Consider the following 13,701-nt stretch of genomic DNA (forward strand, 5'->3'; position numbering starts at 1 on the left):
GGGCAGGGTGCAGCAATTCGGGATCAGGCCGGAAGAGCCGGACGACTGGTGGGAGGTCGAAGCCCTTTATGACCTGTGTTTTGCACCGGGTCGTGAGGCCTTGTCGTCGTACCGGTTGCGCGATGACGTGCCGCCGGTTGCGGACCTGTCTCTGGTCGCGCGTGACGGTCAGGGGATTCTGGCCGGTGCGATCCGGTTCTGGCCGGTTCATGTCGGCGATCACGACGCTCTGCTGTTGGGGCCGGTTGCCGTGCATCCCACCCACCAAGGTGAGGGTCTGGGCGGATTCCTGATACATGAAGGGGTCGAAGCGGGGCGAACCCGCGGGTGGCAACGGGTCATGCTGGTAGGGGATGAGCCCTATTACATTCGGTTCGGGTTCACCCTATTACAAGGGGTCGAGATGCCTCCGCCCACAAATCCTGACCGGGTTTTGGGGCTGGAATTGTTGCCCGGTGCCTGGTCCGGCATTGAGGGGGCAGTGACACGTTGGAGCCTGTGACCTATTGAAACCATGCTGCGTAACGCCGATGTTTATAGACAGGAGGGCGTGAATGCAGAACGTAGTTCTAGTCGAAAACGTGGATACCGAGGCCGAACTGGATCGTTTGGCGGATCACTACCGATCTGCCGGAGGCGTTGGTGTCAAGTTGTTGAACAAACTGGGCGGCTCGGCCGAGTCATTGCTGGAACAGTTGCCGGAACCTGTGCGAAATGGCCTGACCGGCGCAACCGAGCAGGCGTTATGGCTGGCGATGCATGCGGCTCAGGGGTCACGGCGCGCTGTTCCCGATCAGCAGCCTTGGGTGAATACTGCCGTCACCACGGCCATGGGTGCGGCCGGGGGGCTGGGCGGTGTTTCCACAGCCCTGATGGAACTGCCTGCAACAACCGCGATGCTTCTGCGCGCCATTCAGGGGGCTGCGGCACGCGAGGGGTTCGATCCTTCTGCTGAAAACGTAAAGTTCGATTGTGTTCGCGTATTGTCGGCGGCAGGACCATTGTCGCATGATGATGGGGCAGATCTGGGTTTTTTCTCGGTTCGACTGACCCTGACCGGGCCGGCCATGCAACGTCTTATTGCCGCCGTTGCGCCGCGCTTTTCGATTGTGCTGGGGCAAAAACTGGCAGCCCAGTCCGTTCCTGTGCTGGGCGCATTGGCCGGTGGTGGTACGAACTACGTCTACACGCGCTATTACCAACAGATCGCGCGCGTGCATTTCGGTTTGCGCCGGCTGGCAATTGACGCTGATATTCCCCATGACGCTCTGGCGCGGCGGCTCTCTGCCAGAATGTAGGCGATCCCTTGCTCGACCTGACTGCCTTGGCGAACGACACATCATGTGGTATGTTTGCAGATGTCAGCCGCTAGATAGGTAAGCGTAAGATTTTTCGGTTGGCTGACGTTTGACCAAAAGGGTGCGTCGCTCAATGAAAGCACGATTGCTGCTTCATGACTTTCCCAAAGCTGCAAAGCAGCCTGTTTTGCGGCAATCTTCGGCTTTGTGTTTCCGGATCAAGCGCGGTCGTCCCAAGGTCCTGTTGGTCACGACACGCAAGTCACGGCGATGGATCGTTCCCAAAGGGTGGCTTATATCCGGCCTGAGCCCACAGGAAACCGCCTTGCAAGAGGCGTGGGAAGAGGCGGGCGTATGTGGCCGGTGCAACGGGACGCGATTGGGGCAGTTCCTGTATCTCAAGCACCATTTGAACCGGTCTCCAACCTTGTGTCTTGTGGATGTTTTTTCAGTGCATGTGCGGGTTTTGTCGCCAGACTACCCGGAAAAGAGCGAGCGCAAGCGCAAATGGTTTTCGCCGAAAAAAGCGGCGCAAAAGGTTGATTCCCGTGAACTTGCTGAATTGTTGCGCGACTTTAAGCCGTACACACATTAAAGTAGCATCTGGTAGGCTTGATATTGTCACCTTGATCGGTATCTATTCGCCAATCGATTTTTTGGACTGAACATGATTCAATACGCGTTGAAATGCAGCGAAGGCCACACTTTCGACAGTTGGTTCCAATCCGCCGAAGCCTATGACAAGTTGGCCTCTGTGGATATGGTCACCTGCGCGGTTTGCGGGTGCACGCAGGTCGAGAAGGCGATCATGACACCTCGCGTCCGCCCAGCGCGGAAAGCTCTGAAAAAAAACGAAATCCGGCCTGCCACAGAAGAAAAGATCGACGTGGCCAACCCATCGCCTGAGATCGAGAAGGTTTTGGCCGAGATGCGCCGCCATGTCGAAGAGAACTCGGATTATGTGGGGAAAGACTTCGCCAGAGAGGCGCGCAAGATCCACCTTGGCGAAGCTCCGGACCGCGCCATTTACGGAGAAGCCAAGCTGGATGAGGCGAAATCGCTGATCGAAGATGGCGTGCCGGTGGCCCCGCTGCCATTTGTCCCCAGCAGAAAGACTAATTGATCATGCACATCGTGATTACCGGCGCCAATCGCGGCATCGGGCAAGCGCTGGCACAGCGTTACGTCAGTCGGGGGGAGAAAGTCACCGGAACGGCGCGCGACGGCGGCATGCAGGTTCGTCTTGATGTGTCCGATCCCGCGCAACAATCGGCCATGGCGGAACAGTTGAAAGGTCAGCCTATCGACCTGCTGATCTGCAACGCCGGAGTGTATTTGGACAAAGGGCACTCGATCAATGATTATCCGGCTGACATGTGGGCGCATAGCTTTGCGGTAAATGTCACGGGTGTCTTTCTGACGATACAGGCCCTGTTGCCCAACCTGCGCGCGGCGGGGGGCAAGGTCGCGATCCTTTCGTCGAAAATGGCGTCGCACATCCTCGCGCCGGGTGGCAGTTATATATACCGCGCGTCCAAAGCGGCGGTTTTGAACCTTGGGCGGAATCTGGCAATGGATCTCAAAGATGACGGGGTTGCCGTTGGTATCTATCACCCGGGCTGGGTTCAGACAGATATGGGCGGTGCTGCGGCTGATATCGATGTGGATCAGGCCGTATCCGGCCTGATTGAACGATTTGATGTCTTGTCGCTAGGCACCACGGGGTGTTTTGAAACCTATGACGGTCAACCGCACGCTTATTGAGAGGTCAAAGCGGCTTTGGGGATTTCAAAGACCTCACCGGGTTCAATGTAGACCACCATCAAATCGCCGCGCGTTTCATGTGAGATTTTCGAGGTCGAGTTGCTGGAGTCCGGCACACCATCCTTGAAGTAGATATTACGCACATGTCCGCCACCCAGGGCCACCGCAACGGTTATACTGCCGTCGTCATGGCGGCGCAGCTCGGCGTTGCAGCTTTGCATGGGATCACCGGCATTTGCGGCGCAGGGAATTTTACCCAGCGCGTTCTTGCCGTCCGTCCCGGCGACACTCGCGACCTGGGCCAGTGCAGGCGATGAAAGTAAGGCAAAGGCAAGGGCTAGGCGAAACATGAAGAACCTCTTGAATTGGTTGTTCTTCATAGGCTGACACCGTGCCGGTGCAATGTAAAGCGGCCCTGCGCCGCAGGGGTGACCCCTTTGCGCCCTTGCCCTTGCGGTGCCCCTCGCTTATGAGGCACGGAACTTATCATCCAAGGCGCGGAGACTTTTGCCCCCATGCCCGTACTCGTTATGAAATTCGGCGGCACATCAGTCGCCCATCTGGACCGTATCCGCCGCGCTGCCAAGCGTATCGGCGTTGAAGTTGCCAAGGGCTATGACGTGATCGTCATCGTCTCGGCCATGTCGGGCAAAACCAACGAGCTTGTGGGCTGGGTGAACGAGACATCACCTCTGTTCGATGCGCGCGAATACGATGCCGTCGTGTCCTCGGGTGAGAACGTGACCGCCGGCCTGATGGCCCTGACCTTGCAGGAAATGGACATCCCTGCGCGCAGCTGGCAGGGCTGGCAGGTGCCGCTGATGACCACCAGTGCGCACAGTCAGGCGCGGATCGAGGAAATCCCGACCGAGAACCTGAACCAGAAATTCGGCGAAGGTATGCGCGTGGCCGTGGTTGCCGGGTTCCAGGGCATCAGCCCGGAAGGCCGGATTACCACGCTGGGCAGGGGTGGGTCGGACACCACAGCTGTTGCCTTTGCGGCAGCCTTCGGTGCTGAGCGCTGTGACATCTACACAGACGTTGATGGCGTCTATACCACCGACCCGCGCATCTGTGAAAAAGCACGCAAGCTGGACCGCATCTCATTTGAGGAAATGCTTGAACTGGCGTCGCTTGGTGCCAAGGTGCTGCAGACCCGCTCGGTTGAACTGGCGATGCGGTACAAGGTGAAACTGCGCGTTCTGTCAAGCTTTGAAGAACAATCCGATGAGGCCGGCACGCTGGTCTGCGACGAGGAGGATATCATGGAATCCAATGTTGTGGCCGGTGTGGCCTATTCCCGCGACGAAGCCAAGATGACCGTTGTTTCCGTGGCCGACCGGCCGGGCATCGCCACGACCATCTTCTCGGCCCTCAGCGAAGAGGGCGTGAATGTCGATATGATCGTCCAGAACATTTCGGACGAGGGCCGCACGGACATGACGTTCTCGTGCCCCACCGATCAGGTGGCCCGTGCCGAAAAAGCGCTGCTGGCGATCAAGGAAAAGGGCGAGTTGAACTATGCAGAGCTGGTGGCAGACACCGATGTCTGCAAAGTCTCGGTTGTGGGAATCGGGATGCGCTCGCAATCGGGTGTTGCGGCCAAGATGTTCAAGGTGCTCTCGGATGAGGGGATCAACATCAAGGTCATTACAACCTCCGAGATCAAAATTTCCGTACTTGTGGATCGGAAATACATGGAACTTGCCGTTCAGGCGCTGCATGATGCCTTTGAACTGGACAAGGCGGCCTGAGCTGATCGGCCAAAGGTTTCGCCTGACACATTAAATCGGTTGGGCCATGTCAGACGGCACGGAAACAGAATCCCGCAAGCTGCTGCGTCGGCTACGCGAAGAAATGGCAAGCGAAGCCGCCGGTCAGGAACGTCTTGACCGGATCACGCACCTGATTGCTGATAGTATCAGGGCCGAGGTGTGCTCGATCTACCTGTTCCGCGATGAAGACACGCTCGAGCTTTGCGCGACCGAAGGCCTGTCGCCCGAAGCGGTCCACAAAACCCGGATGCGCATGGGCGAAGGTCTTGTCGGGCGGGTTGCCAAGTTCGGCAAGGTTGTCAACACCGCCAACGCGCCGTCGGCCAAGGGCTTCCGCTATATGCCGGAAACCGGCGAGGAACGATATTCCTCCTTCCTGGGCGTGCCGGTTCAGCGCCTTGGGGAAAAGCTGGGTGTTCTGGTTGTCCAGTCCCGCGAGGCGCGCGAGTTTACCGCTGACGAGATTTATGCGCTTGAAGTGGTGGCCATGGTGTTGGCCGAAATGGCCGAATTGGGTGCCTTTGTCGGCGAGGGCGCGGCCTTGTCGCCACTGCACCAGCAATCCGTTCTGTTGCGCGGTGGCCCGGCGCAGGAAGGTTCCGCCGAAGGGCATGTCTGGCTGCACGAACCGCGCGTGGTTGTCACCAATCCAATTGCCGAAGACCCGCACCGGGAAAGCGAACGTCTGGTCGGCGCAGTAGAAGAACTGCGCGTCGGTGTCGACAAGATGCTCGAGATTTCTCAGGGCGGCGATAAGGAACAGCTGAAGGTGCTGGAAGCTTATCGTATGTTCGCCAATTCCAAAGGCTGGATGCGGCGGATGGAGGAAGACATTGCCCTGGGTCTCAGCGCCGAGGCCGCGGTGGAGAAAGAACAATCCCAGGCCCGTGCGCGCATGGGGCAGGTCACCGATCCCTATCTGCGTGAACGGCTGGCGGATCTGGACGATCTCAGCAACCGGCTGCTGCGCATTCTGACAGGGCAGGGCAAGACAGACAGTGCCGATCTGCCCACTGACCCGATCCTGATCGCGCGCAATATCGGCCCCGGCGATCTGCTGGAATACGGGCGGGCGCTGAAGGGGATTATCCTCGAAGAAGGCTCGGTTGGCAGCCACGCCACGATCGTGGCACGGGCGCTGGCGATTCCTTTGGTCGTTCACGTGGGCCGGATCACCACCGAGGCGCTGAATGGTGACCACGTTTTGGTCGATGGCGATCAGGGTGTTGTGCATCTGCGCCCCGAAGACAGCGTGGTCAGTGCCTTCCGTGACAAGATCGCGATGCAGGCCAAGGCGCAGGAACGCTATGCCTCGATCCGTGAAACCCCATGCGTCACGCGCGATGGATCGCGTATCAATCTGGTGATGAACGCAGGTCTGATGGCCGACCTGCCATCGCTTGGCACTTCAGGGGCCGAAGGCGTAGGTCTGTTCCGAACCGAGCTGCAATTCCTGATCCGCAACCAGATGCCGAAACGGTCCGAACTGGTGGGCCAGTATCAGCGCGTTCTGGACGCGGCGGGGGACAAAAGGGTGGTGTTCCGCACACTCGATATCGGGTCGGACAAGGTTCTGCCCTATATGAAACACGTGGCCGAACCAAACCCGGCGCTGGGCTGGCGCGCCATTCGCGTTGGTCTGGACAAGCGTGGTGTCATGCGGATGCAGTTGCAGGCCTTGTTGCGGGCTGCGAATGGTCGGCCTTTGACCATCATGTTCCCCTTTGTCGCCCAGGCCGAGGAATACCGCGAAGCCCGCTGGGAGGTGAACAAAACCATCGAGCGGGAAAAACGACTTGGCCATGTCCTGCCCGAAACGCTTGAGGTTGGCGCGATGCTGGAAACCCCGTCGCTGGCCTTTGCACCGCAGAAGTTCTTTGATGAGGTGGACTTCATTTCAATCGGCGGCAACGATCTCAAGCAGTTCTTCTTTGCCGCTGACCGTGAAAACGAACTGGTCCGCCGTCGCTATGACACACTGAATGTCAGCTTCCTGAGCCTGATGGAACGTATCGTAGAACGCTGCGATATCTCGGATACCCCGCTCAGCTTCTGTGGCGAAGATGCGGGTCGCCCGGTTGAGGCGTTGTGCCTTGCGGCAATGGGGATACGGACGCTGTCGATGCGCCCTGCCTCAATCGGTCCGGTCAAAAGCCTTCTTTTGCGGTGTAACCTGACGGAGGTTCGCAAAATCATCGCTGATGCACGCCATCGCGGCGACCAATCCGTGCGTCCTGCGGTGATGGATTGGCTGCGCAATCAGACTTAATGCGCAAAACGAGCCGGTTTTGTCAAACTATGCTTGATTTTTTATGGGCGACTTTCTAATAGACAAGCAATGTTAGCGATAACATATCAGGTTTTGCGGGTTTTCACGCCGTGCTAAGCTGATATCGGCAAACTCAAAAGGAGCCCGTGATGGTTTCACGCGTAATTCCGGTAGAGCCATTCGATCTGGTGCTTTTCGGCGCGACCGGCGATCTGGCGCAGCGTAAGATCCTGCCGGGCCTGTACCATCGCTTCGAGGTCGGGCAAATGCCCGACGGCGCGCGGATCATCGGTACCGCACGCTCTGATATCGACAGCGACGGGTTTCGCGATCAGGTCCGCAAATCGATGCAACAGTTCGCGCCGGGTTTTTCCCAACAGACATTGGATCGGTTCCTTGCCCATGTCGAATACGTGCCCGTGGACGCTCTGGGTGAGGCCGGGTGGTCTGATCTGAAAGAGCTGATGCGCGATGACGTCGTGCGGGCCTTTTATTTGTCCGTTGGTCCAAGCCTTTTTTCGGGTATCGCGCAGCGGCTGCATGACGCTGGCCTTGCGACACCGGACAGCCGCATTGTCGTCGAAAAACCATTTGGGCACGACCTGGCCTCAGCGAAGGCGCTGAACGAAGGCTTGCGTGCCTGTTTCGAAGAACATCAGGTTTACCGAATCGACCATTATCTAGGCAAAGAGACCGTGCAGAACCTGATGGCGCTGCGCTTTGCGAACTCGCTGTTCGAACCACTCTGGAATTCGACCCATGTTGATCACGTGCAGATCACAGTAGCCGAGACCGTAAGCGTCGAAGGGCGCGGGGCCTATTACGATCAGTCCGGCGCGATGCGGGACATGATCCAGAACCATCTTGTGCAGTTGTTGTGCCTGACCGCGATGGAACCGCCGTCGAAATTCTCGCCCAATGCGGTGCGAGACGAGAAGGTCAAGGTTATCGAAGCGCTGGAACCCGTTGCCCAGTCCGACATCGCGCGCGGCCAGTACCGGGCCGAAAAAGGCGAGGGCGGCTATGTCGATCATGTCGGCAACCCCGCCAGCCGCACCGAAAGCTTCATTGCCCTCAAGGTTCATATCGGTAACTGGCGCTGGGCAGGTGTGCCGTTCTATCTGCGCACCGGTAAACGCCTGCGGGCACGCGAATCCGAAATTGCGGTGTTCTTTCGTGACCCTCCGCATACGATTTTCCCCAATGTCGGTCCACTGCATGGCAACGTATTGGTGATCCGGTTGCAACCTGATGAAGGCATCACCTTGCGCACCACGATAAAGGATCCGGGGCCGGGGGGCTTCCGCCTGTCGGACGTTGCGCTTGACATGAGCTTTGCCGATGCACTGGGGGCCGAAGCGCAAGCGCCGGACGCTTATGAACGTCTGGTGATGGATGTTATCCGTGGCGATCAAACCCTGTTCATGCGCGGGGATGAGGCCGAGGCCGCCTGGGCCTGGGTCGATCCCATCGTTCAGGGGTGGGAACAACGGGGTGATCGACCCGCACGATACGATCAGGGCGGTTCAGGCCCCGAAGAAGCATTGATGCTGATGCATCGCGATGGGCGTCGCTGGCGTCAGATCGGAGGGTAATCATGGTTCACTCAGTCATTTCCGATGTCACCGGACGGATCATCGACCGCAGCGCCGATCTGCGCGGCCCCCATCTTGAACGGATGGAGCAGGCCAGATCCAAAGGTCCTGCCCGTGCGCATCTGTCCTGTAGCGGTCAGGCCCATGCCTATGCGGGCGCAGGCGCAGATCAGCAATCGATGGCCACCGGCACCGCCGGCAATCTGGGCATCGTCACGGCCTATAACGACATGCTTTCGGCCCATCAGCCGTTCGAACGGTATCCCGCCCTGATCCGCGACGCGATCCGCGCCGCCGGTGGAACGGCACAGGTGGCAGGCGGTGTGCCCGCCATGTGTGACGGTGTCACCCAGGGCGAAGCGGGAATGGAACTGTCTTTGTTCTCGCGCGATGTGATTGCGCTGGCGACCGGTGTGGCGCTCAGCCATAACACGTACGACGCGGCCGTGTTCCTCGGGGTTTGTGACAAGATTGTCCCTGGTCTGATCATCGGCGCGCAGGTCTTTGGCCATCTGCCAGCCGTGTTCCTGCCCGCAGGACCAATGACCAGCGGCTTGCCGAACGACGAAAAAGCCAAGGTCCGACAGAAATTCGCCTCCGGAGAGGTGGGCCGCGAAGAGCTGATGGCGGCTGAAATGGCGGCTTATCACGGCCCCGGCACCTGTACCTTCTACGGCACCGCCAATACCAACCAGATGCTGATGGAGTTCATGGGCCTGCACCTGCCGGGCTCCAGCTTCGTCAATCCGAATACCCCGCTGCGTGACGCCCTGACCGAGGAAGGCGCGCGGCGAGCCCTGTCACTCAGCGCGTTGGGCAACAGCTATACACCGGTCTGTCAGATTCTGGATGAACGCGCCTTCGTCAACGGTATCGTGGGCCTGATGGCGACTGGTGGTTCAACCAATCTTCTGATCCACCTGATCGCCATGGCGCGCGCCGGTGGTATCGTGTTGGACTGGCAGGATTTTTCCGACATTTCCGCAGTCGTGCCGCTGGTCGCAAGGGTTTATCCCAACGGTCTGGCAGATGTGAACCACTACCATGCGGCCGGCGGCCTAGGGTACACGATCGGAACGCTGCTTGAAGATGGCTTGCTGCATCCGGACACGCTGACCGTCGCGGGGCAGGGGCTACACAACTATACCAAGGAACCCAAGCTGATTGATGCCGAGTTGATCTGGCAGGACGGCGCGGGTCACAGCCTGAACGAAAAGATCCTGCGCCCGGCCAAAGACCCTTTCCAACCCACCGGTGGCCTCTCGCGCCTGACTGGAAATCTGGGCACTGCTGTCATGAAAGTCTCGGCGGTTGCGCCAGAACATCAGGTCGTCGAAGCCCCCGTGCGCGTGTTTCACGGTCAGGACGAGGTCAAAACCGCATTCAAGGCCGGAGAGTTCACCGATGACGTCATCGTGGTTGTTCGCTTCCAAGGTCCCAAGGCCAATGGAATGCCTGAGCTGCACTCGCTGACACCTATCCTGTCGATTTTGCAGGGCCGCGGGCAGAAAGTGGCACTGGTCACCGATGGCCGCATGTCGGGTGCTTCCGGCAAAGTACCCGCTGCCATTCATGTCTGCCCCGAAGCGCTGGATGGCGGGCCCATCGCCTACCTGCAAGACGGTGATCTTCTGCGCGTTGATGCGGTCAAGGGTGAGTTGGAAATCCTGACCGAAGGCGTTCTGGATCGTGCGCCCACAACCGCCGACCTTTCAGCCAACCAACACGGTTTCGGGCGCGACCTTTTCGATGCGTTCCGGCAGAATGTCGGGTCTGCCGACGCAGGCGCCAGCATATTCGGAGCATAAGAGATGTCCAAAACCCAACGCACCCGTGAAATCTGCGCACTTGCGCCCATTGTTCCGGTTCTGGTCGTCGATGACGCCGCTCTGGCTCGCCCTCTGGCCGAGGCGCTGGTCGCAGGTGGTTTGCCGGCGCTTGAAGTGACCTTGCGCACCCCGGCGGCGCTGGATGCGATCAAGGCCATGTCCGAAGTGCCCGGCGGCGTGGTCGGTGCAGGTACACTGGTCACGCCCGATGATGTCCGTGCTGCCAAACAAGCCGGCGCGCTGTTTGGCGTTTCCCCCGGCGCCACAGATGTCCTGATCGCAGCGTGCGAGGCCGAAGGTCTGCCGCTGCTGCCCGGCGCCGCCACAGCAAGCGAAGCGATGGCGTTGCTGGAAAAGGGCTATGACATGCTGAAGTTCTTCCCGGCCGAGGCTTCAGGTGGTGCGCCTGCACTGAAGGCGATCGGCGCGCCGCTGCCACAGATCAGCTTCTGCCCTACGGGTGGTGTGTCCCCAACCAACGCCCGCGATTACCTGTCTTTGTCCAACGTGGTCTGCGCTGGCGGTAGCTGGGTCGCGCCGAAGAAAATGGTCGAAAACGGCGACTGGGCCGGGATCGAAACACTTGCGCGCGAGGCATCGAAGCTGGCGGATTGACGCTGCGCGGCCTCTCGGTAATGTGGGCGTCAATTCATACAGGTTGACTCCATGACACAGACAGTTTCCCTTTCCCAGGGGCGGGCATATTTGGCCATTCCAGGCCCTTCGGTCATGCCGGACGCGGTTTTGCAAGCCATGCACCGTCCGTCGCCCAACATCTATGATGGCGAACTAATTGATATGATGCCCGGCCTGACGCGCGATCTGTGCCGGGTTGCTGGCACAAAACACAACGTCGCCATTTATATCGCCAATGGCCACGGCACATGGGAGGCGGCGCTGTCCAACGTGATCGCCCCCGGCGAAACCGTTCTGGCCCCCGCCTCGGGCCGGTTTACCCACGGCTGGGCCGAAATGGCCGAGGGGGTTGGAGCCAAAGTGCAGCTGATCGATTTCGGCAGCTCGTCCGCCTGGGATTTCGACCGGATCGCAGATGCGTTGCGTGCGGATCAAAACCACCAGATCAAGGCCGTTCTGGCGGTGCACGTGGATACATCCAGTTCGATCCGCAACGACATCCCGGCATTGCGTCAGCTTTTGGACGATCTGAACCACCCGGCGCTGTTGATGGCAGACTGTATCGCCTCGCTGGGCTGTGACCGGTTCGAGATGGATGAATGGGGCGTCGATGTCACTGTCACCGCCTGTCAGAAGGGGCTGATGACCCCGGCAGGCGTCGGCTTTGTCTTCTTCAACGAAAAGGCGCAAGCCAAGCGGGCCACCATGCCGCGTGTTTCGCAATACTGGGACTGGCAACCGCGTGCCCATCCAGACCTGTTTTACCAGTATTTCAACGGCACAGCGCCCACGCACCATCTCTACGGTTTGCGCGCCGCGTTGGACCTGATCCATGCAGAGGGGATCGAACAGGTCTGGGCCCGTCACGAACGACTGGCCAAGGCCATATGGGCAGCCTGCGAAACCTGGGCACAAGGCGGCGCACTGCATCTGAACGTCGCTGACCGCGTCCACCGCAGCCACGCCGTCACCGCATTGCGCCTGACGGACAGCCGCGGCACAGCCCTGCGCGCATTCACCGAAAACCAGTTGGGCCTGACACTGGGCATCGGATTGGGAATGGAGGACTATGACGGCTGTTTCCGCCTGGGCCATATGGGTCATGTCAACGGGCAGATGGTGATGGCCATTCTGGGTGGAATGGAAACAGCCATGGCCGCACTTGATATACCGCGTGGCACGGGTGCCCTCGAAGCCGCCGCCGCCGTACTGGCCGCCTGACACCCTATTGGGGTCCCTGCGCGATCCGCCTCTTCATCTGGTTAAAAATATCCTCGGGGGGATCGCGCAGTGGCGCGATGGGGGGCAGACAGCCCCCCTTTGCTGTCTGACCGTATGGAAAAGGATCAGTCAGCCCGTCCGCGCGCGACCACAAGCGCCTTGGGCAAAGCAGCGGCAAACGCGTCCAGATCAGACGCCGCTCCACAGCTGATCCGAATGCACCTGTTCTGAGGTGCAGCAAACGGCATTCGGACAAATATCCCTTGCGCGACCAATGCATCCAGAACGGCCTTGGCAAAACCCCCGTCCTGCCCACAGTCAATCGCCACGAAATTGGTGGCCGAAGGCAGGGCCGCCAATCCATTTTCCCGGGCAATCGCGCCGATCCGCTCACGTGCCTCTGCGATCTTCGCTTGGATATGCTCCAGCCACGCGCCATCCTGTAAAGCCGCCAAAGCCCCGGTCTGCGCGGCGCGGTTCATGCCGAAATGGTTGCGCACTTTGTTGAAGGACGCGATCAGATCCCGCGTGCCCATGGCATACCCAACCCGTGCACCCGCCATGCCATAGACCTTCGAGAAGGTTCGCATCCGGATAACGCGGGGGTCGTCGATACCTACAGGCGCAGCCGTCCCCTCTGGCGCGCATTCCACATAGGCCTCATCCAGAACCAGCAGGCTCCCATCGGGCAAAGCGTCCATGGCGGCCACAATATCCGCGCCAGAATGCCAGCTTCCCATCGGGTTGTCCGGATTGGCCAGATAGACCAGCTTGGCGTCGACCTCAGCAGCCTTGGCAAACAGGGCTGAGGGGTCTTCGTGATCACCTGAATACGGTACCTTGTGAAGAATGCCGCCGAACCCGGCCACATGATAGTTGAAGGTCGGATAGGCCCCGTCCGAGGTGACAACGGCATCCCCGGGGCCGACAATCAGCCGCACCAGATAGCCCAAAAGCCCATCAATCCCTTCGCCCACAACAATATTTTCCGACGATATGCCGTGATGGTCTGCCAAAGCATGGCGCAGGTCATTGTTTTCGGGGTCGCCATACATCCAGATCTCTGACGCCGCTTGTGCCATGGCCTCGATCGCGCGGGGGGACGGTCCGAAAATGCTCTCGTTGGCTCCCAATCGCGCAACAAATGACGCGCCACGTTGACGCTCTTGCGTTTCGGGGCCCACAAAGGGCACGGTGGCGGGCAGGGTTTGGGCTAGCGGGGTGTATCGAGGTTCGGTCATGTCCGCAGATAACCCCAAGCCCGATCAATGAGCAAGCATGCACCATGTTTTGGCGCGCAGGAAAAGATATTTG

The 13,701-nt window shown here is 59.5% G+C and carries 13 protein-coding genes; 11 read left to right on the forward strand and 2 right to left on the reverse strand.

All coding sequences use genetic code 11. The features are described 5' to 3' along the window. Window positions 1-7 precede the first annotated feature (7 nt). The 5 genes from AC2FEB_RS09205 to AC2FEB_RS09225 all read left to right on the forward strand — a co-directional run bounded on the left by AC2FEB_RS09205 (window position 8) and on the right by AC2FEB_RS09225 (window position 3,062). The gene (locus AC2FEB_RS09205; protein WP_496673877.1) at window positions 8-502 is read left to right on the forward strand and encodes a GNAT family N-acetyltransferase; all 495 of its coding nucleotides are present in this window, start codon (window positions 8-10) and stop codon (window positions 500-502) included. A 52-nt stretch (window positions 503-554) separates the two neighbouring features. Then, window positions 555-1,298, forward strand: a complete 744-nt coding sequence (locus tag AC2FEB_RS09210; protein WP_496673880.1) for an EcsC family protein — start codon at window positions 555-557, stop codon at window positions 1,296-1,298. 133 nt (window positions 1,299-1,431) lie between these two features. Beyond that, window positions 1,432-1,893 carry an NUDIX hydrolase gene (locus AC2FEB_RS09215; protein WP_496673883.1) on the forward strand — a complete coding sequence of 154 codons (462 nt, stop codon included), beginning with the start codon at window positions 1,432-1,434 and terminating at the stop codon, window positions 1,891-1,893. Window positions 1,894-1,965: 72 nt separating this feature from the next. Beyond that, entirely contained in the window at window positions 1,966-2,421 is a 456-nt protein-coding gene (locus AC2FEB_RS09220; protein ID WP_496673886.1) for a DUF1178 family protein, read from the forward strand. Between the two features lie 2 nt (window positions 2,422-2,423). Continuing rightward, complete coding sequence (locus AC2FEB_RS09225) at window positions 2,424-3,062, forward strand: SDR family oxidoreductase (protein ID WP_496884004.1); 639 nt, start codon at window positions 2,424-2,426, stop codon at window positions 3,060-3,062. Here the strand turns inward: AC2FEB_RS09225 and AC2FEB_RS09230 are convergent. Then, entirely contained in the window at window positions 3,056-3,412 is a 357-nt protein-coding gene (locus tag AC2FEB_RS09230) for a hypothetical protein (RefSeq protein WP_117872815.1), read from the reverse strand. The genes AC2FEB_RS09225 and AC2FEB_RS09230 overlap by 7 nt on opposite strands. 165 nt (window positions 3,413-3,577) lie before the next feature. Here AC2FEB_RS09230 and AC2FEB_RS09235 point away from each other — a divergent pair, with 165 nt between their 5' ends. The 6 genes from AC2FEB_RS09235 (at window position 3,578) to AC2FEB_RS09260 (ending at window position 12,387) form a co-directional block, all read left to right on the forward strand. Next, a complete protein-coding gene (locus tag AC2FEB_RS09235) occupies window positions 3,578-4,816 on the forward strand; it encodes an aspartate kinase (RefSeq protein ID WP_496673892.1) in 1,239 nt (412 codons plus the stop codon). A gap of 46 nt (window positions 4,817-4,862) precedes the next feature. Next, window positions 4,863-7,106, forward strand: a complete 2,244-nt coding sequence (ptsP, locus tag AC2FEB_RS09240) for a phosphoenolpyruvate--protein phosphotransferase (protein ID WP_496673895.1) — start codon at window positions 4,863-4,865, stop codon at window positions 7,104-7,106. Between the two features lie 149 nt (window positions 7,107-7,255). Next, window positions 7,256-8,701 (forward strand): glucose-6-phosphate dehydrogenase, encoded by a 1,446-nt coding sequence (gene zwf / locus AC2FEB_RS09245; RefSeq protein ID WP_496673897.1) that lies wholly within the window; start codon window positions 7,256-7,258, stop codon window positions 8,699-8,701. A gap of 2 nt (window positions 8,702-8,703) precedes the next feature. Next, window positions 8,704-10,509 (forward strand): phosphogluconate dehydratase, encoded by a 1,806-nt coding sequence (gene edd, locus AC2FEB_RS09250; RefSeq protein ID WP_496673900.1) that lies wholly within the window; start codon window positions 8,704-8,706, stop codon window positions 10,507-10,509. Between the two features lie 3 nt (window positions 10,510-10,512). Then, window positions 10,513-11,145: a bifunctional 4-hydroxy-2-oxoglutarate aldolase/2-dehydro-3-deoxy-phosphogluconate aldolase gene (gene eda, locus AC2FEB_RS09255; RefSeq protein ID WP_496673903.1), complete on the forward strand. Its 633-nt coding sequence runs from the start codon at window positions 10,513-10,515 to the stop codon at window positions 11,143-11,145. Between the two features lie 51 nt (window positions 11,146-11,196). Next, entirely contained in the window at window positions 11,197-12,387 is a 1,191-nt protein-coding gene (locus AC2FEB_RS09260) for a pyridoxal-phosphate-dependent aminotransferase family protein (RefSeq protein WP_496673906.1), read from the forward strand. Window positions 12,388-12,512: 125 nt separating this feature from the next. Here AC2FEB_RS09260 and AC2FEB_RS09265 read toward each other — a convergent pair whose 3' ends face one another. Beyond that, window positions 12,513-13,628, reverse strand: a complete 1,116-nt coding sequence (locus tag AC2FEB_RS09265; protein ID WP_496673909.1) for a pyridoxal phosphate-dependent aminotransferase — start codon at window positions 13,626-13,628, stop codon at window positions 12,513-12,515. Window positions 13,629-13,701: the final 73 nt, after the last annotated feature.

This window comes from Ruegeria sp. YTSC106 (assembly GCF_059609765.1).